The 21602-nt window shown below is 45.4% G+C and carries 22 protein-coding genes; 18 read left to right on the top strand and 4 right to left on the bottom strand.

The window, feature by feature from the left end:
- Nucleotides 1–27 precede the first annotated feature (27 nt).
- Nucleotides 28–1479 carry an ATP-binding protein gene (locus DXN05_RS01495; RefSeq protein ID WP_116845439.1) on the top strand — a complete coding sequence of 484 codons (1452 nt, stop codon included), beginning with the start codon at nt 28–30 and terminating at the stop codon, nt 1477–1479.
- 256 nt (nt 1480–1735) lie between these two features.
- On the opposite strand, the gene DXN05_RS01490 is transcribed toward DXN05_RS01495, so the two are convergent.
- Nucleotides 1736–3124, bottom strand: a complete 1389-nt coding sequence (locus tag DXN05_RS01490) for a DUF4932 domain-containing protein (RefSeq protein WP_158559097.1) — start codon at nt 3122–3124, stop codon at nt 1736–1738.
- 259 nt (nt 3125–3383) lie between these two features.
- On the opposite strand from DXN05_RS01490, the gene DXN05_RS01485 reads away from it, so the two are divergent.
- Entirely contained in the window at nt 3384–4997 is a 1614-nt protein-coding gene (locus DXN05_RS01485) for an HsdM family class I SAM-dependent methyltransferase (RefSeq protein WP_116845437.1), read from the top strand.
- A complete protein-coding gene (locus tag DXN05_RS01480) occupies nt 4990–6258 on the top strand; it encodes a restriction endonuclease subunit S (protein ID WP_116845436.1) in 1269 nt (422 codons plus the stop codon). Before DXN05_RS01485 ends, DXN05_RS01480 begins: the two co-directional genes overlap by 8 nt.
- On the opposite strand, the gene DXN05_RS01475 is transcribed toward DXN05_RS01480, so the two are convergent.
- Nucleotides 6236–6499, bottom strand: coding sequence for a hypothetical protein (locus DXN05_RS01475; RefSeq protein ID WP_116845435.1), 264 nt, complete (start codon nt 6497–6499; stop codon nt 6236–6238). The two genes, DXN05_RS01480 and DXN05_RS01475, sit on opposite strands and share 23 nt — an antisense overlap.
- 243 nt (nt 6500–6742) lie before the next feature.
- Here DXN05_RS01475 and DXN05_RS01470 point away from each other — a divergent pair, with 243 nt between their 5' ends.
- Together DXN05_RS01470 and DXN05_RS01465 are read left to right on the top strand one after the other, a co-directional pair.
- Entirely contained in the window at nt 6743–7828 is a 1086-nt protein-coding gene (locus DXN05_RS01470; protein WP_116845434.1) for a 3-oxoacyl-ACP synthase III family protein, read from the top strand.
- Nucleotides 7829–7857: 29 nt separating this feature from the next.
- Complete coding sequence (locus DXN05_RS01465; protein ID WP_116845433.1) at nt 7858–8133, top strand: short-chain dehydrogenase; 276 nt, start codon at nt 7858–7860, stop codon at nt 8131–8133.
- A 7-nt stretch (nt 8134–8140) separates the two neighbouring features.
- On the opposite strand, the gene DXN05_RS01460 is transcribed toward DXN05_RS01465, so the two are convergent.
- Nucleotides 8141–8410, bottom strand: coding sequence for a hypothetical protein (locus DXN05_RS01460; protein ID WP_116845432.1), 270 nt, complete (start codon nt 8408–8410; stop codon nt 8141–8143).
- Between the two features lie 323 nt (nt 8411–8733).
- Here DXN05_RS01460 and DXN05_RS01455 point away from each other — a divergent pair, with 323 nt between their 5' ends.
- Nucleotides 8734–9012 (top strand): RNA recognition motif domain-containing protein, encoded by a 279-nt coding sequence (locus DXN05_RS01455; RefSeq protein WP_116845431.1) that lies wholly within the window; start codon nt 8734–8736, stop codon nt 9010–9012.
- Nucleotides 9013–9056: 44 nt separating this feature from the next.
- Here DXN05_RS01455 and DXN05_RS01450 read toward each other — a convergent pair whose 3' ends face one another.
- Nucleotides 9057–9599, bottom strand: coding sequence for a GNAT family N-acetyltransferase (locus DXN05_RS01450; protein WP_116845430.1), 543 nt, complete (start codon nt 9597–9599; stop codon nt 9057–9059).
- Nucleotides 9600–9820: 221 nt separating this feature from the next.
- On the opposite strand from DXN05_RS01450, the gene DXN05_RS01445 reads away from it, so the two are divergent.
- The 12 genes from DXN05_RS01445 to DXN05_RS01390 all read left to right on the top strand — a co-directional run bounded on the left by DXN05_RS01445 (nt 9821) and on the right by DXN05_RS01390 (nt 21472).
- Nucleotides 9821–10378 (top strand): hypothetical protein, encoded by a 558-nt coding sequence (locus tag DXN05_RS01445; protein WP_147313808.1) that lies wholly within the window; start codon nt 9821–9823, stop codon nt 10376–10378.
- An 80-nt stretch (nt 10379–10458) separates the two neighbouring features.
- Nucleotides 10459–11172 (top strand): hypothetical protein, encoded by a 714-nt coding sequence (locus tag DXN05_RS01440; protein ID WP_116845428.1) that lies wholly within the window; start codon nt 10459–10461, stop codon nt 11170–11172.
- A gap of 332 nt (nt 11173–11504) precedes the next feature.
- Nucleotides 11505–12305: a sensor histidine kinase gene (locus DXN05_RS01435; protein ID WP_116845427.1), complete on the top strand. Its 801-nt coding sequence runs from the start codon at nt 11505–11507 to the stop codon at nt 12303–12305.
- 37 nt (nt 12306–12342) lie between these two features.
- Nucleotides 12343–13704, top strand: a complete 1362-nt coding sequence (locus DXN05_RS01430) for a sigma-54-dependent transcriptional regulator (protein ID WP_116846352.1) — start codon at nt 12343–12345, stop codon at nt 13702–13704.
- 54 nt (nt 13705–13758) lie between these two features.
- Entirely contained in the window at nt 13759–14694 is a 936-nt protein-coding gene (locus DXN05_RS01425) for a ring-cleaving dioxygenase (protein ID WP_116845426.1), read from the top strand.
- Nucleotides 14695–14730: 36 nt separating this feature from the next.
- Entirely contained in the window at nt 14731–15357 is a 627-nt protein-coding gene (locus DXN05_RS01420) for an alpha/beta hydrolase (RefSeq protein ID WP_116845425.1), read from the top strand.
- 239 nt (nt 15358–15596) lie between these two features.
- The gene (locus tag DXN05_RS01415) at nt 15597–16229 is read left to right on the top strand and encodes a hydrolase (RefSeq protein WP_116845424.1); all 633 of its coding nucleotides are present in this window, start codon (nt 15597–15599) and stop codon (nt 16227–16229) included.
- Between the two features lie 20 nt (nt 16230–16249).
- Nucleotides 16250–17632 carry an alginate export family protein gene (locus DXN05_RS01410; protein ID WP_116845423.1) on the top strand — a complete coding sequence of 461 codons (1383 nt, stop codon included), beginning with the start codon at nt 16250–16252 and terminating at the stop codon, nt 17630–17632.
- 40 nt (nt 17633–17672) lie between these two features.
- Nucleotides 17673–18395: a M17 family peptidase N-terminal domain-containing protein gene (locus DXN05_RS01405; RefSeq protein WP_245975086.1), complete on the top strand. Its 723-nt coding sequence runs from the start codon at nt 17673–17675 to the stop codon at nt 18393–18395.
- Between the two features lie 25 nt (nt 18396–18420).
- Nucleotides 18421–20316, top strand: a complete 1896-nt coding sequence (locus tag DXN05_RS01400; RefSeq protein WP_116845422.1) for an amidohydrolase — start codon at nt 18421–18423, stop codon at nt 20314–20316.
- 19 nt (nt 20317–20335) lie between these two features.
- Nucleotides 20336–20755, top strand: coding sequence for a DoxX family protein (locus tag DXN05_RS01395; protein ID WP_116845421.1), 420 nt, complete (start codon nt 20336–20338; stop codon nt 20753–20755).
- A 42-nt stretch (nt 20756–20797) separates the two neighbouring features.
- A complete protein-coding gene (locus tag DXN05_RS01390) occupies nt 20798–21472 on the top strand; it encodes a YoaK family protein (RefSeq protein WP_116845420.1) in 675 nt (224 codons plus the stop codon).
- The last annotated feature ends 130 nt before the right edge of the window (nt 21473–21602 follow it).

The raw sequence follows: 21602 nt of genomic DNA, 5'->3' as shown, positions 1-21602 counted from the left end.
AATTATGTAATGGTTATGTAACTGGCTATGAAGAAATGGGAAAATAGGGCCTTTGGCCTCTTAGACAAAAGTTTACACCCGGTTCCAAGCGAACTCAATGAAATTGACTGGAAATCAGGCCTTTCGAACAAAACAGAGCGGTTAGCCCAACATATATCTGCATTTTCAAATATTCCGGAGGGAGGGTTCTTAGCATTTGGAATTAATAATGATGGGATTCCAATAGGCATAAGCAAAAACCAGATCGATGAAATCATTCAGCAGTTAGGTCAAATTGCCAGAAATAACCTTTCAGTAACGGTTATAATTGACCATATTGTACTTCTCGTCGGGGATCAACCAGTGCTGATCGTACACATACCAGAAAACCTGGCAAAACCCGTTTTCCCGCGTGGTAAAACAATATGGGATAGTTATACACGTTCTGCCGGACAGACTGTTAAGATGTCGCCAAATGAAGTGAAAAATTTGATAGCCTTGTCCCAAGGGCAAACATTTGAGGAACAAATAGCACTTCCTAATCAAACAACAGAAACCGTAATCAATTTAATCGATTTTGACAGCTATTTCCGTCTATATAATCGGCCACTCCCTAATGGCAATACTGCCATTGTGAAAACACTCGCTAGTGATGATATTGTAAAGGAATCAGAAAATGGCACCTGGGATATTACAAATTTAGGCGCAATAACATTTGCCCGCAATATTGTAACATTTAAGAACCTTTCCCGTAAGGCAGTAAGGGTGATCCAATATAACGGTACTAATAAACTTCATGCTATCCATGAAATAGAAGGCAAAAGAGGTTATGCAAGTGGCTTTGAAGGCTTGATAACCTATATTATGGGGCTTCTTCCCACAAACGAAGTGATTGAAAGCGCGCTACGCCGTGAATTTAAAATGTATCCGGAGGTTGCCATAAGAGAGTTTGTTGCCAATGCTTTAATTCACCAGGACTTTTCAATTTTAGGAACAGGTGTGTTAATTGAAATTTATACGGATCGAATTGAAATTACCAATCCCGGAGTTCCACTTGTCGACACTAACAGGTTCATAGATACACCTCCCAAGTCAAGAAATGAAAGCATGGCATCACTATTACGCCGGCTTAAAATATGTGAAGAAAGGGGAAGCGGTGTTGATCGGGCAGTATCCCAAATTGAAGCATTCCAACTTCCCGCCGCCAAATTTGAGCGCGGAGAGGATTACACACGGGTCACTCTGTATGCACACATGCAGCTCACTAAGATGGAGAAAGACGATAGGATAAGAGCATGTTACCAACATTGTTGTTTGCTTTATGTCAGTAATTCTACGATGACAAATCAAACGGTAAGAAAAAGATTTGTGATTGCAGAAACCAACTATCCAATGGCTTCCCGAATCATATACGAGACGTTGGAAACTGGCCTAATCAAACCAAAAGATGCAACAAGTACATCAAAAAAACATGCCGCCTACGTTCCTTTTTGGGCGTAAAGATTGAGACCTTTCCTTTATACTTTAATTTCTTTAATAATTAAAAGAAATGTTTTGTATGAATCGCAAGGCTAGAAATCGAATTCAACACTTCGAAATTAATATGGATGCGGCCCAATTAAAGATCCGAAAGTGCGAAAGTCGTCGTTTTTTTGCGTGAGTACATTCACGAATACATGCCAGAAATTGAAAATGATGAATTATTTAATTAATGGCAAAATCTGGGAATGGAACTGATATATGTTTATAACGAGGATCAAAGCTGTTTTGCACACCATTGCAATATAGCCGTGTACAGATCAACTACCTTCACTGCCTTATTTTCCTGTCTCAATTTTATAAGCGCACTATCAAATTCTTTAAACCGGATAAAGTTGCGCCTATTAACCATTAAATCCTCGCGCTTGTCAATAACGAGATCCGCAGTTTGCTTGTCGTAATTGTCCAGTATATATAGGCAGAAAACAGCATGGGTCATATACTCATTAAATACGCTCATTGCGCTATAGTAAAACTCTGAACTATTGCCGCTCTTTGCCCAAACGCTGCGATGCCCGAAAATAGAATCGATTTGATTGGCGTATTTGCTGCTGATGCGATTGATATAGTTGTGGTCTATTTCAGTAAATACAATGCCTGACATCAATCCTTCTTTTTGTTTTTCAGTCAGCTCCGGTACCTTATCATACCTGTCTGTTCCGCAGATAAACATCACACTTTCAGAGAACCATTTACCATTGTAAGGGCTGGCATAATTTTGTGTGCTGTGCGAACCGCCGATAAGTGGTGACGACACAATGCGATAAGAATTATATTGCGTTGCAGGAAATTGATCTTCCAGCCAGTGCCACATTTGCTTAACAGGCAACAGCTCTTTTTGCCGCTGAAGCTCTTTCCGGTAATAACTTAAATGGCTTTTATAAAACTGCCGGAAATTCGACTTTGCTGCAAAGTCTTCCACAAGCGGCTTCAGGTTGCCGAATAAACTGCTGTCAGCTAAAGCATCGCCGTTTACATAGTAATAAGGACCGTTGAATAATAACTGCATATTCTTTGATCCTGGTACAGTATCCTTCATGTTAAAAGCAAAACTGTTTTCCCTGAAGTCGTAATATTTAACGGCATACAAGCTGTCAGGGAAATCCAGCTTTTTAAAGATGGGATGATTTTTATAAGGCTTGAAATAAGCCACGACCTGTTTATAGTAGTCACTCGCTTTATTCAAATCCTGGGCTCTTTCCCCGCTTGGTGAAAGTGTCCAGATAATATTCGCCAACTCATAAGGTTCCGGAATATCATATTGAACGTTGTTGCTGTTTTTTTTAATATAATCATCAGGGAAATAGCCCGCGACCTCATTGAAATGAAAACGGAATGTTGTCTTTCCCTTGGGTGATGCAAAATGAAGATAGATGATGTGCGCATACGGAATTCTGTTGTTATAGTTGAGCCGCAGACTGTCGTGCCCGTAATAAATAGTTGCGTATTCATCAATAGCCGCATCTGTTCCCGGACTGCGGTTGTCTTTTCTGCTGGCAGTAAAATAAAATGGTGTGGAAAGGCCTTTATGTTTCATGATAAAAGTATCATTCTGGCTCCAGAGTGTTTGAGGGTATGTTTCTTCAACTGTTTGCCCTGAAGCCATCAGGCTTATGCATACTGTGGCAAAGAATAAAAGGATTCTCATTGACCGCTTGGTTTTGTTTTAGGAATTTAAGGATATAGTTTAATAATAGTACATGTTTGCAGTTAGGTGGAGGAGAAATTAGGCAGGCAGGGTAAATTAGGCAGGCAGTTACGGTAAAAGGTGCGGAGCAAAAGCGGTTAGTTTTTAATTTCATGACAACAGAAATCGTTGATAATTTGTAATATACAGATCCTGCACACTACAATAATCATAGAAAATGACAGACCTCATTTTTATCACACAAACAAAGCAGCTGATTGATAGCTTAAAAAGCGTGTGCGCGAATTTTGGGTTGGGCAATGATGGCAATGAGTTTAAAATTATTACCCAGCTGTTTCTGTACAGGTACATAAATGATAAGTTTAGTTACGAAGCCAGGAAACAAGATGAAACACTGGCTAAGGCAGAAGATTTTCAGGCAGCGCTGGAGGCAATGCATGCCGACGATTTTACACACCTGGTTGCGCTTATCGGGAGTAAGGCACCCGCACTGAAGCCCGGTGAAACAGTGGCTTATTTATACAACAGGCAGGGGCAGGAAAACTTCGCAAGTTTGTTTGATGCAACCCTGCAGGCAATCAGTGTACACAATGCCGGGTTGTTCTCTATAACATCGGCCGGCGGCGCAAAAGATAGCCTGTTTGACCAGCTAAGCCTGTTTATCGCCGATACCTCGCAGCGCGACGCATTCTGCCGGAGTTTAATCTCAAGATTAGCGGCATTCAGTTTTGAGAAAATGTTGGGTGAAACATATGATTTCTTCGCCACTATTTTCGAATACCTCATCAAAGATTACAATAGTGACAGCGGTGGCAAGTATGCGGAATATTACACACCGCATGCAGCAGCACGTATTATGGCTGCGATTATGGTGCCTGGCCCGGTGAAGCACGTCACCTGTTACGATCCAAGTGCAGGTTCAGGAACATTGCTGCTGAATATTGCACATGCCATTGGTGAAAACAACTGTACCATCTATTCAGAAGATATTTCGCAAAAAGCAGCCGGTATGCTGCGTTTAAACCTGCTGCTGAATAATCTTTCCCGTTCTATACCCAATATTGTTAAAACAAATACCATTGCTGCGCCTTATTACCTGGATAAGAAGTTTGATTACATTGTTTCCAACCCGCCGTTTAAATTAGACTTCTCTGATTTCAGGAACAACCTGTTGAATGATAATTTTAAAGACCGCTTTTTTGCAGGTGTGCCCAATGTGCCGAAAAGCAGGAAGGAAGCGATGGCAATTTACCTGTTGTTTATACAGCATATTATGTATAGCCTCAGCGAAAAGGGGAAGGCTGCTGTGATAGTACCCACCGGTTTTATTACTGCGCGGGGAGGCATGGAAAGAAATATACGCGAGGCACTGATTGAACGGAACATGCTGCGCGGTGTGGTAAGTATGCCAGGCAATATGTTTGCGAGTACCGGAACCAATGTAAGCGTGCTGTTCATAGATAAAAATGCTGATGCTGCGGGCATTGTATTGGTTGATGCATCTGCATTGGGTAACATGGTAAAGGATGGCAAAAATCAGCGTACTGTTTTAAGCGCTGCAGAAGAGCAACGCATCATCACTGCCATGAACGAAAAACAGGCACAGGAGCATTTCTCTGCAGTGGTTACCGCAGCTGACATCAGGAATAAAAATTACACGTTTGCCGCAGGGCAGTTTTTTGATGTAAAAACAGCGTATGTACCCATTACAGCAGCAGCGTTTCAGCAGCGCGTCAATGATTTTTCACAGGATATTGACCGGTTATTTGCAGCATCGGCTGAACTGGAGCGCGCTATTAAACAACAGCTGGAGGGGTTGAGGTATGCATAAACAAACCAAAACCACTTTCGGAGATTTTTTGAACATCAGCATGGGGCAATCACCCGAGGCGGTGTTTGTAAACCAGGAAGGAGCAGGCGTGCCGCTGCTGAACGGGCCTGCGGAATTTACCGGCAGGCATCCGGAGCCTGTACAGTTTACCACCAATGGAAAGCGTTTTGCAATGCAGGGAGATATTCTTTTTTGCGTACGCGGCTCTACTGCCGGCAGAATAAACATTGCAGACACCCATTATGCTATTGGCCGCGGATTGGCTGCCATCTCCCACAAAAATGGCCGGGCGCTGGCACCTTTTGTGAAGGCTTTGCTGGAATACCATTTAAAAGATTTACTGCGCGGCACCCTGGGATCAGTGTTTCCCGGCATAACAAGAGACCAGCTAATGGATTTTGAATGCGTGGTACCTGATCTGCCTGCAGCGAAAGCAATCGCACATCTTTTATCTTCTTTAGAAACTAAAATAGCGCTTAACCACGATATCAATGCAAGGCTGGATGCCCTGGTTAAAACAATTTATAATTACTGGTTTGTTCAGTTTGATTTTCCCGGGAAAGCAGGCGAACCTTATGCCGCTTCAGGCGGTAAAATGGTGTACAATGCAGCCTTGAAAAAAATGATACCGGAAGGATGGGAAGTAAAAACGATCGCCGATGTTGCTGCAACAGGCTCCGGCGGAACGCCTGCATCAACCAATGCGGCCTATTATGCGCAGGGGGACATCCCGTGGATTAACAGCGGTGAGCTGAATAAGCCGGTGATTATTGCAGCTGAAAATTATATTACAGCGCTTGGAATGAAAAACAGTAATGCAAAGCTGTTTCCTGCAGAATCGGTTCTTGTTGCCATGTATGGTGCTACTGCCGGTAAAGTAAGTTACCTGAAAATAGCTGCAACAACCAACCAGGCTGTATGTGCCATTATGCCTTATGAAAAAGAGTGGCGGCATTATATCCGGTACATGCTGGATGGCATGTATCAGCACCTCGTTTACTTAAGTTCGGGTTCTGCAAGAGACAATCTTTCGCAGGATAAAATACGGCAGCTTTTAATTGTCGCTCCTCCCAAACAATTGCTACAGCAGTTTGATGCTACGGTAAATGCAATGTGTGAAAAGTATTTCCTGAATCTTAAGCAAAACCAATCACTTGCCGGATTGCGTGCATGGCTTATACCTGGGCTGCTGAACGGAGCGGTAAGCATTGATGAGGATGTATTGCAAACAACAGGCGTCAGCTGTTCGCCACCTGCGTAAAATCAAGTCCGTTGAGGATAGCCGTGATTTTCTGGTTCAGCTCTACCGTAAAGTTCCTGACATCTATTTTATGGCTGGTACCATGACCGGTGATTACAATGGTGCCTTCTTCTTCATTCATTTCCTTTTCGAGACTTTTTAGTTGAATAGCAAGAAAGCGTTTCGTTTTTTCGAGCAATGTTATGCGTTTAACATCATCTTCTTCACCGCCGGATGTTTCACATTGATAATAAATACGCATATTATTGAGTTGATATTGAGCAATGCATGCTTTGCAGCCGGTGTTTTTATAATGCAGGAAATAATAAAGTTGAGCTGACAGCAATCATGTATGTCAAGATACAATTAAATCGCGACTAATATTACACATTAACAATACTATGGCTGTTGCCGGGGCGTTCCTCAAATAAACGGGCGGTTACGACAATAATGCACTATCTTCAATTGCCATTATACATTCAGGTTATGGCATCAATCGTTACTATTGAATAAAGTTCACGCTGTTATTACAGGAACAGGCAGTTATATCCCTCTTCTTAAAAAAGCCAACAAAGACTTCACCGCACAGGATTTCTATGATGACCAGGGCCAGCAAATTCAACAATCCGGAGAAATCATTGTCCAGAAATTTGAGCAGATAACCGGGATAAGGGAACGCAGGTATGCCTCACATGATATGGATGCATCTGGTATGGCGTCTATGGCAGCGTTACGCGCCATTGAAAGCGCAGGCATTGATGCTGAGACGATTGACCAGATTATTGTTGCGCATAATTTTGGTGATATAGGCATTGAAAGCACTTCGTCAAGTGCTGTGCCGGCTATTGCTTCGCGGGTAAAACACCAGCTAGGTATCAGGAATGCAGGTTGTATACCCTACGATTTATTGTTCGGTTGTCCGGGATGGTTGCAGGGGGTTATACAGGCAAATGCCTTTATTCAAAGCGGGATGGCAAAGAAATGCCTGGTAATTGGTACCGAAACCCTAAGTCGCGTAATTGATGTGTACGACAGGGACAGCATGATTTTCAGTGATGGCGCAGGGGCCGTGGTTGTTGAAGCAAAAGAATACCGCGATGTGGCCGAAGTGTATGGTTTTTTAGGTGCCAGCGTGCAATCTTTCACAGCCGGTGAACTGAATTACATTAACATGGCATCATCTAATTTCAGTAACAATAACCAGTGCACGCAGTACATTAAAATGCGTGGCAGGAAAGTATATGAGTTTGCAGTGAAATATGTGCCTGCTGCTATTAAACAATGCCTGACGAATTGCAATATCGACATCACTGAAGTAAAAAAGATCTTTATACATCAGGCGAATGAGAAAATGGATGCTGCAATCATTAATGAATTATATAAGTTATATGATCTGGAAGCAGATCTGGCTGATATTATGCCCATGAACATTCATTGCCTGGGAAACAGTTCTGTTGCTACCATTCCAACCCTGTTCGATATGGTTTGCAAGGGAGAATTACCGGGGCATCATATCCATAAAGGCGATTTGCTGGTGTTTGCATCAGTAGGTGCAGGTATGAATATTAATGCAGTATGTTACAAGGCTTAATTGGCCAAAACGGTTAAATAACAATAATTATGAATACAGAAGAAATTGTAAAGTTTCTCTCACGCGGTGAAAACAACGGTAAGGAAATCAGAATTGACTTCAAGAAGCGGGTAGCGATGAGTGGCTTGTTTATAAAGGGAAACGATTACGCTGACCTGGAATCAAAAAATTTCTGGCGTATTGTTTCGCATAAAAACATAGACCAGTGGAAACTCTCGGGCGACCTTGACCTGGCTAAAATATTCAGTGGTGCTGAGTTTCAGCGGCTTCGCCTGGCACAGGCAGAACCGGTGGTTGGCAAATAACGGCGGGTTATTCGAGTATCAGCAATGGCTGGCCGCTCTGTTTTCCGTAGAAATAGATATTGGCTGTGTAATCATCGATCACTACTTTAAAATGTTGTTCGTTTTCACACAACAAGGCCGATAAATAAACACAGTTGTTTTCGAGGTAAATAGTGAAAGGGATGAATGCTTTCCTGTCAATAAACAGTGAGTTTCCCTGAAAGCGGTAGCGCTTTAGACTGTTCTTTTCATAAAATAACCTGCTGTGTAATGCGTTGTAAAGCTCGTTAATTGTCATAACCGTTCGTTAGATGTTTCTGGCTTAGCTGAACTGAATCTGTTAAATAAATCAGGAGTTTAGAGCGTTAACCGGGGGGATTTACTGGATGATAAATTGGTTTGCACTCAGCTAAGTGAATTTAAAGGTAGCCTTAATTATTCAGCTTACCTATTTTATAACAAACACTAGGATATTACTGGGATAACCGATACCTTTAGTGTCCCAATTTGAATTTCGCGTCAGCGCTCGTTAATTTAATTCAGCACGGCATCTGCGTTTTAATTAGTTCCTACGCCCGCATTTTTCAGTATAAATAATTAATAACAGTATAAAAATCAAATATGAACATTTACGTATCCAACCTTGGCTATAATGTGCAGGATGAAGACCTGAAAAGCTTTTTTACAGCTTATGGTGAAGTATCTTCTGCCAAGGTAATCAACGACAAATTTACCGGTAAATCAAGGGGCTTCGGCTTTGTAGAAATGCCGGATGACGCGGCTGCCAAAAAAGCCATCAGTGAATTAGATGGTGGTGATGTAGACGGCAGGCCGTTGAAAGTAACCGAAGCAAGACCTAAAGAACAGAGCTCTGGTAACGGCTACAAAAAAAGCTGGTAATAGCTTTACAACTTTAAGCGTTTATAAAACAATAACGCCTGAAATCAGTGTCCCTCATTGGTTTCGGGCGTTATGCGTTTGTAATAAATAATTGTCCCGGTAAGTCCGCCATAGGGTTTCAGTGCAAAACCTGGAATCACGCCTGCGCGTTCAAACCCCAGTTTCTCGTACAGGCCTGCTGCTCCTTCGTCTTCAGCAGTATCGAGGGTTAAAAGGGTACGGCCATATTTAACGGCCAACTGTTCTGCTGCCTGCATCAGTGCACGGGCAATGCCCTGGCCGCGATAAGGTACACGTGTCATCATTTTGGCTATTTCGCCGCGGTGGGGCTGGTTGGGCGGGCAATCGAGCAACAAGGTAACGGTGCCAACGAGTGTATCGCCTTCATAAGCGCCCAATACAATCCTTTCCCCGCGATCTGCAGCCTCAAGCGATTTTGTCCAGAAAGCAATAGCCATGTCTTCGGGTAAGGGATGCATAAAACTTACCGATCCGCCATGGGCCACGGTTTCAATAATCATGGCTGCCAATGCAGCAATAATGCCCGGTTCGCTACGTAATGGAACAATGGTATAACTGGTGTTCATGCGATCCTGTTATAAAAGCCGGTAAATTACTGAACAGCTTCCAATGCCTGTTATTCTTTTACACAGGCGGCATTCGTAAAATCATCACTATTTTTTAGCATGCAAATTTTAAGGGTTTCGTTATATTGACTGAAAATTACACAATGGCGAAGGCTTATTTTGACGCATATATGAAGTTTTCTCAGGCAACGGTTCCTTATCGCAAAACACTTCCGGCGGCAATGATTACTTCTGCTCCCAGTGAAGATGGCTGGGTAAAATGGCAGCCCATACCCGGCACTTTAACAATGACAGATTATGAAAACCTGGAAAAGCGTTTCGGTGTAACCCTGCCCCCGAGTTTTATTGAATGGCACCGGTCATTTTATTTTCTCGATGGCGATTGCGGCATCATCCGCCTGCCCGAATCCAACCCCGCGCAGCCATTGAAAGAACTGATCGTGAATTTTGACTGGGAAATTGGCCGCGAGCTGATAGCCGAAAAACTATATCCTTTTGGTGAAGAAGGCAACGATGCAGGTCCGCTGGTATTTGACGGGCGCACACTAGTGCCTGGTAATGAATTTCCTATCCGCATATACGATCAGGAAGAAGGCAACCCGCCCGAAGGGCTGAGTGAAATTATATTCTCCTCCTTTCCCAAGCTGCTTGAATGTATTACTTATTTCCTGGAGCAGCGCGCACACAAAGAAACTGCAGAAATTATTCCTGCCTTTTTTGACATTGATCCAACCGGTGCAGGCGGCCCGGGAAGGACTTATTGGGAAGCCTGGGTGTAATTGATAGATGCATAAGCGATAATACGGCCCTGCCACGATTGTGCGCAGGGTTTTGTTTTGATAACACCTATTTTTGCGCAATGGCAGCACCCCTGTTTGAAGACTTTGAAGCGTTTAAAAGCAATATTCTATACTTTGTACAACCGGCAGATGAGGTAGTTGTCACTGAAGATACCCCGCATGTGCGCGCTTCCTTCTGTGAATATTTTCCCGCGCTTTGCAGTCTTATTCAAAGAGCCCGTGTGCTGCATATCAAAATCAATGAAAACAGTTACCGCCTGTTTTCGTGGACCGACCGGGATGGCGCCAGCTGCGGCTGGTTGTGCAAACAGGAAACACCGGATGTGTCTTCCCTGCCGGTGTTATGGGAGCACCAGTTGCTGGTTGACAGCCTCGGTGGTATTGTTAAATCATACAACGGGCCCGACAATGCGTTAACCGAAAATCATCAATTTCTCTTCACCAAATCCAGCAGCAACTGGTTTGGTTCACCATGGCGTGATTATTATTTCAATCTCTGCGAAGAAGAACACATTGCTCCAATGCCTGTAAACAACCTCATTTGTTTTACCGAAGAGGCCAATGGGGGCGCCTTTATGTGTTATGATATTATCAGCCGCCAGGTGCTGTTGTTTGCGCATGATCATGTGCATATGAATGCAACCGAACTGCCCGGTCAGCCTGCCTGCACCTTTCATCTTGTAGCAGGTATCGATTCATTTACCGACTATGTAGAAGCCCTCGCCGCACAGTGGATTGATCATTTGCTGCCTTTTAAAATGGCCCATGCCTGATCATCTGCCCGTATACTTTATCATAACTGCCATCATAAAATAACGAAATATCGCAGGTGTCTTTTTTAGAAGCCGATTTGTAATTATTTGATAATCAGATTATTGCTTGGATGGCATTATACTTGGCTGCTGTTTTTTTCATTATCTTACACATGAAAATAATTGCTGCCCGGCGAATGATGCCTGTTACTGTATGCCTGTATGCCGAACTGCCCGGGCGGCTGGTGTTGCGGCCGCATGTTATACAACACTTCCTGGTTGTTGAAAAACAGTGTTCTTGTAACCCAAGCCGGTTTGTTAAAACACCGGTTGTACAAATTGCAGGTTGATGTATGGTGCTGCTCAACGAAAACATAATTGGCTATATGTACACCGGCAGTGTTATGGCGCTGTTTTTTTTGCTGGCATTGGGGTACTGCCGGTACCGCATTAAACAAATAAGCCGGCTGCAGTTGCAGCAGAAGCAAAACGAGATCGATAGCCAGCAGGCGGCAATGAAAAAGCTGCTGGAAGAAAGAGAATGGCTGGTAAGGGAAGTGCATCACAGGGTGAAGAATAACCTGCAGATAGTGATTAGTTTGTTAAACACACAATCTGCTTACCTGGATAACAAAGATGCATTGTCTGCCATTCATGCCAGCCAGCACAGAATGTATACCATGTCGCTTATTCATCAGCGCCTGTACCAGTCAGACAGCCTGTCTACAATTGATATGAACTGGTACATTCATGCGCTGGTAGATTATATGATTGAATCGCTGGATGAAGATTGTGCCGTGAACTTTGCCTTGCATACTGAGCAGGTGGCGCTTAATGTGGTGCAGGCGGTGCCATTGGGTTTAATACTCAACGAAGCCGTCAGCAATGTATTGAAATATGCATTTCCGGGTACAGGCAGGGGAACCGTGCATGTTTATTTCACGAAGCGGGATGATACCTGTATGCTGGTGGTGGAAGATGACGGGGTAGGGCTGCCGCAGGATTTTGAACTGTGTGACAATGAATCACTGGGTATGAGCCTGATAAAGGGTTTGAGCGAACAGCTGGACGGACAGCTGCGTATTGAAAATAAACCGGAAGGATTGAAAATATATGTCAGTTTTGCAACCACCTGCGAACCGGTGATGGTGTAAAATGTGTAAAGAAAAAGCAGCTAAATCTCCTTTAAGTATGAAGGAAAAAATACTGATTGTAGAAGATGAGTTTATTGTGGCCAATGACCTGCGTATTATGCTGAAACGTGCAGGTCATGAAGTGTGCGGCATTGCCGCATCGGTAGAGCAGGCGAAGGGGCTTATTGAAATAAAACGGCCCGATTGGGTGCTGCTGGATATTGTTTTGAAAGGAACACAAACAGGGATCGATCTGGCAGCCGACCTGTTTAAAATGCAGATCCCGTTCCTGTTTATATCTGCCAATACCAACCAGTCTACACTCGAAGCTGCAAAAGCAACACAGCCATACGGCTTCCTGGTAAAACCTTTTCGTGAACGGGACCTGATGGTGATGCTTGATATTGCCCGCCACAGGTATGGTGTGGAAATGGGCAGGCAGCAACAGAAAAACGCAGCACAGGCTGTTGCTGCAGTTGATGGCATTGTAGGAAGCAGCGCACAGTTAAAAGAGGTTATCCGGAATATACGGCTGATTGCGCCGGTAGATACTGCAGTGCTGATACTGGGCGAAAGCGGTACCGGCAAAGAAAAAGTGGCGCATGCCATTCATGATTTATCGGAAAGAAGTAAGAAGCCCATGATCACCATCAACTGTGCAGCCTTGCCGCCATCATTGATTGAATCGGAATTGTTTGGCCATGAGCGCGGAGCGTTTACCGGGGCAACAGGCAGGCGTACGGGTAAATTTGAACAGGCCAATGGCGGCACTATCTTTCTTGATGAAATTGGTGAGCTGCCGCTGGAGGCGCAGTCCAGGTTGTTAAGAGTATTGCAGGAAAAGGAAATCGAGCGTATCGGCGGCGATCAGCCGTTTAAAATTGATGTACGTATTATCGCTGCCACCAACCGCAATCTCGAAAAAGAAGTAGCCGAAAAGCGCTTCAGGCTTGATTTATACTACCGGCTAAATGTGTTTCGCCTGCAATTGCCGCCACTGCGCGACAGAATAGAAGACATCACATTGCTGGCTGATTATTTTTTATCGTTGTATGCAAAAAAAATGGGCAGGCCTGTTAACACCATCAGTGCTGCCGGGCTGGCGCAACTGAAACAATATGCATGGCCGGGTAATATCCGCGAGCTGGAACATCTTATCGAACGCAGCCTTTTACTGGCAGGCGACAAGCCTGTAGCATGGTTCGATCTTGCCTCCTGTACAGTTGCGGCAATTGCTACCGGTGAAAACGGGCGGGTAAAAACGCTCGAGGAAATGGAGCGGGATCATATTTTATATGTGCTTAAAATATGTAACGGTAAAGTGTCTGGTCCGGGTGGTGCGGCCGAAATGCTGAACCTTCCTGCGCAAACATTGTATTCCAAAATGCGCAAGCTCGATATAAAGCAGGTATACAAATAAGCCTGTTGCATTACACCGCAATTCTCTCTACTTTACCATCAAAAAAAGAAAGGAATGGAAAATACAATTCTGGGATTGCATCATATTACTGCAATTGCCGATAATGCCCGTGTGAACTATGATTTTTATACAAGGATAATGGGGTTGCGCATGGTAAAGAAAACGGTGAACTTTGATGATCCCGGCACTTACCATTTTTATTACGGCAATGAGCAGGGTGCACCGGGTACCATTCTCACCTTTTTTCCATGGGAAGGTATTGGTAAGGGACACACAGGTACAGGCATGGCCACAGAAATAGGTTATGCAGTGCCTGCCGGCAGCCTGGATTACTGGAAACAACGGTTTAAACAACTGCATGTAAATACAGGCGAAGAAACAACCCGTTTTGGTGAAGCCTGTTTGCCTTTTACTGATCCCGATGGCTTACACATCAGTCTGCTGGTTCCTGCCAATGCAGACAGCAGAACGCCCTGGGCAGGGGCCGATGTAAGGCCGGAAGCTGCTGCTACAGGCTTTCACAGTGTGTCGCTGACATTGCAGTCTGTCGAGGCTACAGCACGTTTGCTCACTGATGTGTTCGGCTATCATTTTGTTTCGCAGGAAGGCAGCCGGTACCGTTTTGCAACCAATGCAGTAGCTGAAGCAGCTATTGTTGATTTGATAGAAGAGCCATCAGGCAAGCCCGGGAGAAATGCTGCAGGCACCAATCACCATGTGGCTTTCAGGGTGGCTGACGAAACGGTGCAGATGGCTTTTCATGATAAACTGTCAAGCCTGGGCTTCCAGGTAACACCGAAAATTAACCGCGATTATTTTTATTCCCTGTATTTCCGGGAAGCCGGTGGTGTATTGTTTGAAATTGCCACGGATAATCCGGGTTTCACGGTTGATGAACCCCTGGATCAATTGGGCAGCAGTCTTAAATTGCCGAAACAATACGAGCCGGGCAGGGCGGAAATTGAAAAAATGCTGCCTTCGCTGCACTAGCACCACACTTTTATTCACTTATGTAACAGAACAGTTATGCACGAAGAAAATATACTATTCGCAGGCGCAGGCATTAAAAAGAATGGAAAGGTTTTGATCATGTTACATGGCAGGGGCAGCTCTGCAGAAGACATTCTTTCCCTGGCTACTTATCTTGATGTAAACGAATTTGCACTGGCAGCCCCACAGGCAACCGGCGGCAGCTGGTACCCCAGGTCATTTCTTGCGCCACCCGAACAAAACGAACCTGCATTGTCCGATGCCTTAACAATGCTGCATGCACTGGTAGCTGATTTTGAAACCAAAGGCATCCGCAAACAGGATATGTATTTCCTGGGGTTTTCGCAGGGGGCTTGCCTGGCGCTCGAATTTATTACACGCAACGCCACGCGTTACGGTGGTGTTATTGCTTTTACCGGCGGCCTTATCGGCGATAAAATTTACCGCGATCATTATAAAGGTGATTTTGCGCAAACACCTGTGTTTATAGGTACTTCAGATCCTGATTTTCATGTGCCTGTTGAAAGGGTATATGCCACTGCCAATATACTTAACGAAATGGGCGCGGCTGTTACAGAGAAAGTATATGCCAACATGGGGCATACCATTAACCAGGATGAAATAACCATGGCCAATACGCTTATATTAAACGCAGGTCAGTAAAAGCGCATCCTCATTTTATTCAACGGCTGAATGTACTGCTGCCAGGCAGTTGCATTCAGCCGTTGCTATTTGCTGCACTGTTGTCTAACTCCACCTTGTTCTTAATGCATTCTTCATTTGTGTAACTGTTAGCCCTATCTGTGCATTGGCAGCGGTGCATGGTGCAACTAGCTTTGCAATTAATAGAACAATTGCCTGTTCACCGCATGCCCTGTGCGTAATCCCTAAAATTTACATATATGACTATTGCTCCCAAATTGCTGAGCCCGACAAATCATGCGCTGGTATTAATTGATTTTGAAAGCCAGATGGCTTTTGCTGTAAATAGTATTGATATTGCCCTGCTGCGTACCAATACTGCTGTTGTTACAGGTGCATCGCGCATTTTCAATGTGCCAACGATTGTAACAACTGTTGCTGAACGCACTTTTAGCGGACCGGTTTTTCCTGAAATTGAAGCTGTATATCCGCAGGCTGCCGCTAACTATATCGACCGCACATCAATGAATACCTGGGAAGATGAACCGGCTTACAAGGCAATTACCGGCACCGGTAAAAAGAAACTGGTGCTGGCAGGTTTGTGGACAGGTGTGTGCATTGTTGGGCCTGCACTGTGTGCACTGGCTGAAGGTTATGAAGTATATATCATCACCGATGCCTGCGGCGATGTTAGCAAAGAAGCGCATGAACGTGCTGTTGAACGTATGATACAGGCGGGTGCGCAACCCATGACTTCTATTCAATACCTGCTGGAATTGCAGCGTGACTGGGCACGCAAGGAAACTTATGTTGCCGTTACCGATTTAATGAAACGCTTTGGTGGCGCATATGGCATCGGTATTCAATACGCACACAATATGCTGGCTCATTAATTTTTTACCTTAACCCGGTTATGAAATATCCGTTCCTGTTTTTCCTGGTGTATGTTTTTGTGTCAGTGTTGGCAATGCAGCCGGCAAACGCACAGAAGTTTAAACTGATGCGCTATGATGAAGATTATACTTATCTTAAAAATGATACTTCACCCGGCTGGTATAACCACATCAAGTTTATCCCGTTCACGGCAGATAAAAAAATATATGCCTCAATAGGCGGCGAAGCAAGGTATGAAATGGTGTATACGCACAATGCCGACTGGAATGAGTTTGGTGAAGGCGATAACCACTACCTGCTGCAACGCTACGACCTGCATGCTGATGTGCACCTGGGCAATCGTGTACGCCTGTTTACACAACTGCGGAGTGCATTGGAAAGCGGCAGTAAAGATGCCCCGAGGCCGATTGATGAAGACAAGATGAACATACAGAACCTGTTTGCAGATGTAATTGCATGGCAGCAGGGCAGGCAGCAGCTTACCGTACGCCTGGGCAGGCAAGAGCTGGATTATGGCACCGGTCGGTTGATATCAGTAAGGGAAGGCCCCAATGTACGGCAATATTTTACCGGCGGTAAAATTATGTATACCACACCTTCACTGGCAGTAGATGGTTTTGTAATGATGGATGATAAGGTGAACACCGGTTTCTTTGACAATAAACCCACGCACCAGGCCAACCTGTGGGGTGTGTATTCGCACCTGGTTATACCTGCTTCGGGCAATATTGATTTCACCTACCTGGGTATACGCCGCGATAACGCTGTGTTTGAAGAAGGGGAAGGGAAAGAGGTAAGGCATACCATTGCTGCCCGTTACTGGAAATATGGCGGCGGATTTATTTATAATGTGGAAGGTGCATACCAGTTTGGTTCTTTTAACAAAGGGAATATCAATGCGTGGACTGCCGCCATTGATATAGGCTACCGGTTTGATCATGTAAAATTTACGCCTTCTGTAAACCTGCGCAACGATTATATTTCAGGCGACAAGCGGCCGGGCGATGGCAGCTTGCAAACATTCAATCCCCTGTACCCGAAAGGTGGTTACTTCGGCTTTAACCCGCGTATTGGCCCTGCCAACTTAATCGACCTTCATCCTTATGTTACTGCTGCGTTTACCGGCAAACTCACCATGCAGGCCGATGTGGTCATCAACTGGCGTTACTCGTTAATGGATGGCATTTACCGCCCCAGCGGTACTTTCAACCTTGCTGGTGAAGGTTCAGATAAACGGTATATCGGTACTGCCTACCTGTTAAATGCCAGCTATGCATTCAGCAAGTACATGGTATTCACCTGTGGCGGGCAGTTCTTTAAAACAGGCGCATTTATTCACGATAAAATTCAGCCTGCCGTCAATTCTTCTTTTGTAAACGCGCAGCTGGCATTTAAGTTTTAACCAGTGTAATCAACACACAATTCAACAGTATATGAAAACAATGATCCTACAAGCAGCCGGCCGCATGGTATTGATTGCTGCTGCGGTATTGATAATGCAGGGTGCCACAGCGCAGCAAACTGCAGCCAAACTTCCTGCAGCGGGCACATCGGCTATCATCGGTAAAATAGATGGCATTGAAGTAGAAGCCATGGTGCAGGGCCCTGCTGCAGAAATAACACCCTTGCAGGTTGCCTGCGTATTTGAATATACGGAAGGTGATTTTACCAACCCGCCTGCATTGCCTGCACAGCTTAATGGCATGCTGCACCTGGATAAGGCTTTAAACGGCATTATCACCGAATTGCGCAGGAGCGGTAAGTTTAGCGGTCATGCTTATGAAACGTTATTGTTAACGCCTGCCAAAGGTTCCATCGCTGCCAAACAACTGCTGCTGATAGGCCTGGGCGACCGCAATAAATTCTCTGCAGATATCATGTATACGGTGGGCAGCATCGGCATGCGCGAAGCATTGCGTTTGGGTGTATCGTCTTATGCGCATGCAAGCGATCTGAAAGATGCAGGTATAGATTCACCTACTGCAACGGTTGCCCAAAATGTATTGAAAGGCGCTATGGATGCCTACCGCACACAAGTGTTCCTGCAAAAGAATAACATGGATTTCTTTAAGCCATTGACGAGAATTACCCTGCTCGCAGGACCTGCGTTTTTCGCGCCGTCCGGCGAGGCTTTGAAAGAAGTGATCGCATCTTACAATAACTGATTTTCTTAACACAACGGCAAACGGTATGAAAGCAGAGACTATTTTATACAACGGACAGGTTCATACGGTAGACAGGAATAATCCTGTAGCCACGGCTGTGGCTATTAAGAACGGCCGGTTTATCGCAGTTGCAGATGATGCCACAGTAATGCAGTTGGCAGGTGATGAAACAACAATGATTGACCTGCAAAAAAAGCGGGTGATCCCCGGTTTGAACGATTCGCATACACACTTAATCAGGGGTGGTTTAAACTATAACCTTGAACTGCGCTGGGATGGTGTGCCCTCACTGGCCGATGCCTTGCGCATGCTGAAAGTGCAGGTGGCACGTACGCCATCGCCGCAGTGGGTGCGGGTAGTAGGTGGCTGGTGCGAGTTTCAGTTTGCAGAAAAGCGCCTGCCCACACTTGATGAAATCAATGCCATTGCGCCGGATACACCGGTCTTTATCCTGCACCTGTACGACAGGGCGTTGCTGAACCGCGCAGCCTTACGTGCGGTTGGCTTTACAAAAGATACACCTGCCCCGCCAGGCAGTACTATTGAGCGAAACAGCAACGGTGAACCTACCGGCTTAATAATCGCTTCGCCCAATGCATTGATATTGTATGCTACGCTGTCAAAAGGCCCCAGGCTATCTTACGAACACCAGCTCAATTCAACCCGGCATTTCATGAAAGAGCTGAACCGTTTTGGTGTAACCAGCGTAATTGATGCAGGTGGCGGTTTCCAGAATTACCCCGATGATTATAAAGTGGTGGAAGAGCTGCGTGCACTGGATCAGCTTACCGTGCGTATCGCCTACAACCTGTTTACACAACACCCCAAACAGGAGAAAGAAGATTTTGCCAGCTGGATAAAATCTGTACCATTACACCAGGGCGATGAAATGTACCGCCACAATGGTGCCGGTGAAATGCTGGTATTCTCTGCTGCTGACTTTGAAGATTTTGTACAACCCCGTCCTGAACTGCACGAAAATATGGAGGCCGAGCTGGAGACAGTGGTTCGTTTGCTGGTTGAAAACAGGTGGCCTTTTCGCATGCATGCTACCTATAACGAAAGCATTACCCGCTTTCTCAACGTGTTTGAAAAAGTAAACAGGGATATGCCTTTTGATGGCCTGCATTTTATCATCGACCATGCAGAAACCATCGATGAAAGAAACATTGAACGCGTAAAGGCCCTTGGCGGCGGTATCGCAATTCAGTCGCGCATGGCATTCCAGGGTGAATATTTTACCGAACGCTACGGTGCAGCTGCAGCGGCGCACACACCGCCTGTGCGCAAAATGCTGGAAATGGAAGTGCCTGTAGGCGGCGGTACAGATGCCACACGTGTATCTACTTATAACCCATGGGTAGGTTTGTACTGGTTAACTGCAGGCAAAACAGTAGGCGGCCTGGAGCTGTACAACGAAAACACCCGCCTTAGCCGTGAAACTGCACTGGAACTGTACACCCGTGGCAGTGCCTGGTTTTCTGATGAGCAGCATCAAAAAGGATCGGTGAAATCGGGCATGCTGGCCGATCTTACCGTGCTGAATGCCGATTACTTTACCGTTGATGAGGCAGACATCAAAAACATTGAAGCAGAGCTTACCATTGTGGGTGGAAGAATTGTGTATGCAAAAGGAGCATTCACCGGCTTTGCACCACCTTCCATTCCTGTATTGCCCGATTGGTCGCCTGCCAATATCTACAACGGTTATTGTACCACATCCATACAACAGGCAGGGCATCAGGCTGCACAGCAACACGATGGTGCGTTAACAGGCAACCTGTTTTCGCATGTGCATCATTGCACCGGCAGTTGTGGTGTGCATGGGCACGATCACGACAAAGCACGCCGCAGTACTGTGCCTGTAACCAATTACACGGCATTCTGGGGCGCACTGGGCTGCTCCTGCTTTGCCTTTTAAACCAGAAAAATATTGTGATATGATAGAGTTGCTGAAAAGCCTGTTGTACTCCAACGCAGGCAGTGAAATAAACAACTGGGCATTGCTGGTGTTCCGCATCCTGCTGTCAGTTGAGCTGTTCCGGGTGCATGGGTTGAAAAAGTTTATAGGTAAAAAGGAAATCGTACCCAACCCCCTCGGCCTGCCACCGCAGCTTAACCAGGTTATGGCTTCTGTTGCAGATACAGTAGTGCCTGCACTGGTTATACTGGGTATTGGCACAAGGCTGGTAGTATGGCCAACTATCGGTGTTACCGCGGTTGGTTATTTTGTGGTGCACCGGCACGATTCAATTGCGGTAAGGGATGTGCCTTATGTATATACCCTTTGCTTTTTATACCTCGCTGTTACAGGCGCAGGAACGATTTCGGCAGATTACTGGTTGTATCAGCACCTGTAAGGCTGCGGCAACAATAGCTTTATCACCAACCGTAACAAAGTCATGGAACAAAATAATATCCTGCGGTGTACCACCTTCCTGCTAACTTTTGCAGCCGGGTTTTGCGATACCACCACGTTTGTTGCTGCTGCCGAACTGTTCTCGGCGCATGTAACCGGTAACTTTATTGTGTTTGCGTACGACCTGGTGCACCGGGCAGACTGGCATGCATGGCTGAAGCTGGTTACGTTCCCCGTGTTTATATGCTCCGTTACCGTGGGCGGAAGAATGGCTGCAAAATGGGGCAACCGGTACAATTTATTGCTGGCAGAAGGGCTGCTTTTATTGCTGGCTGGTTTGGCAGCAGTGGTATTGCAATGGCAGGGTATGCTTAGTGAAAACAGTGTATACACCATTGCCATGGTAATTGTATTTGCCATGGGCCTGCAGAATGCTTTCAGCAGGTTGTTTCCCAAAGAAACATACGGGCCAACAACCATTATGACAGGTAATGTAACACAACTGTCGCTTGACCTGGAGCAGGGACTGCGCAATAAATTTGCAGATGCTGTTTCAGGGCAGTCGCTAAAAAAGCAAGGTGTTGTGCTCGGCGGTTTTTTAACAGGCTGCCTGGCCGGTGGGTTGCTGTCGCAGCGCCTGGGTTTGCCGGCTGTGGTACTGCCGGGATTGCTGGTTACCGGTTTTGCGGCATACCTGTATCCTGCAGGGCGCAAATAGCAGTGCAAACCCCATGCAGCCGTATTGAATATGCCGGATGAACTGCACCAGTTGCAGGTCATCCGGCATTTTTTGCCACCGCGACGATTGATAAGCAGGCTCATAAATTGTTGATATATCGTAAATTCCA

Source organism: Deminuibacter soli (assembly GCF_003412455.1).
GTDB lineage: Bacteria > Bacteroidota > Bacteroidia > Chitinophagales > Chitinophagaceae > Deminuibacter > Deminuibacter soli.
The sequence above is the reverse complement of the archived record's forward strand: the minus strand, read 5'-3'. Positions and strand labels throughout refer to the sequence as shown.

Excerpts from the sequence above, each read along its gene's own strand:
- DXN05_RS01435 (WP_116845427.1), top strand. The coding sequence starts at position 11,505 with ATGGTGCTGCTCAACGAAAACATAATTGGCTATATGTACACCGGCAGT.
- DXN05_RS01460 (WP_116845432.1), bottom strand. The coding sequence starts at position 8,410 with ATGACAATTAACGAGCTTTACAACGCATTACACAGCAGGTTATTTTAT.
- DXN05_RS01430 (WP_116846352.1), top strand. The coding sequence starts at position 12,343 with ATGAAGGAAAAAATACTGATTGTAGAAGATGAGTTTATTGTGGCCAAT.
- DXN05_RS01480 (WP_116845436.1), top strand. The coding sequence starts at position 4,990 with ATGCATAAACAAACCAAAACCACTTTCGGAGATTTTTTGAACATCAGC.
- DXN05_RS01420 (WP_116845425.1), top strand. The coding sequence starts at position 14,731 with ATGCACGAAGAAAATATACTATTCGCAGGCGCAGGCATTAAAAAGAAT.
- DXN05_RS01405 (WP_245975086.1), top strand. The coding sequence starts at position 17,673 with ATGATCCTACAAGCAGCCGGCCGCATGGTATTGATTGCTGCTGCGGTA.
- DXN05_RS01440 (WP_116845428.1), top strand. The coding sequence starts at position 10,459 with ATGGCAGCACCCCTGTTTGAAGACTTTGAAGCGTTTAAAAGCAATATT.
- DXN05_RS01450 (WP_116845430.1), bottom strand. The coding sequence starts at position 9,599 with ATGAACACCAGTTATACCATTGTTCCATTACGTAGCGAACCGGGCATT.
- DXN05_RS01445 (WP_147313808.1), top strand. The coding sequence starts at position 9,821 with ATGATTACTTCTGCTCCCAGTGAAGATGGCTGGGTAAAATGGCAGCCC.
- DXN05_RS01415 (WP_116845424.1), top strand. The coding sequence starts at position 15,597 with ATGACTATTGCTCCCAAATTGCTGAGCCCGACAAATCATGCGCTGGTA.
- DXN05_RS01400 (WP_116845422.1), top strand. The coding sequence starts at position 18,421 with ATGAAAGCAGAGACTATTTTATACAACGGACAGGTTCATACGGTAGAC.
- DXN05_RS01485 (WP_116845437.1), top strand. The coding sequence starts at position 3,384 with ATGACAGACCTCATTTTTATCACACAAACAAAGCAGCTGATTGATAGC.
- DXN05_RS01475 (WP_116845435.1), bottom strand. The coding sequence starts at position 6,499 with ATGCGTATTTATTATCAATGTGAAACATCCGGCGGTGAAGAAGATGAT.
- DXN05_RS01390 (WP_116845420.1), top strand. The coding sequence starts at position 20,798 with ATGGAACAAAATAATATCCTGCGGTGTACCACCTTCCTGCTAACTTTT.
- DXN05_RS01490 (WP_158559097.1), bottom strand. The coding sequence starts at position 3,124 with ATGGCTTCAGGGCAAACAGTTGAAGAAACATACCCTCAAACACTCTGG.
- DXN05_RS01465 (WP_116845433.1), top strand. The coding sequence starts at position 7,858 with ATGAATACAGAAGAAATTGTAAAGTTTCTCTCACGCGGTGAAAACAAC.
- DXN05_RS01455 (WP_116845431.1), top strand. The coding sequence starts at position 8,734 with ATGAACATTTACGTATCCAACCTTGGCTATAATGTGCAGGATGAAGAC.
- DXN05_RS01495 (WP_116845439.1), top strand. The coding sequence starts at position 28 with ATGAAGAAATGGGAAAATAGGGCCTTTGGCCTCTTAGACAAAAGTTTA.
- DXN05_RS01425 (WP_116845426.1), top strand. The coding sequence starts at position 13,759 with ATGGAAAATACAATTCTGGGATTGCATCATATTACTGCAATTGCCGAT.
- DXN05_RS01395 (WP_116845421.1), top strand. The coding sequence starts at position 20,336 with ATGATAGAGTTGCTGAAAAGCCTGTTGTACTCCAACGCAGGCAGTGAA.
- DXN05_RS01410 (WP_116845423.1), top strand. The coding sequence starts at position 16,250 with ATGAAATATCCGTTCCTGTTTTTCCTGGTGTATGTTTTTGTGTCAGTG.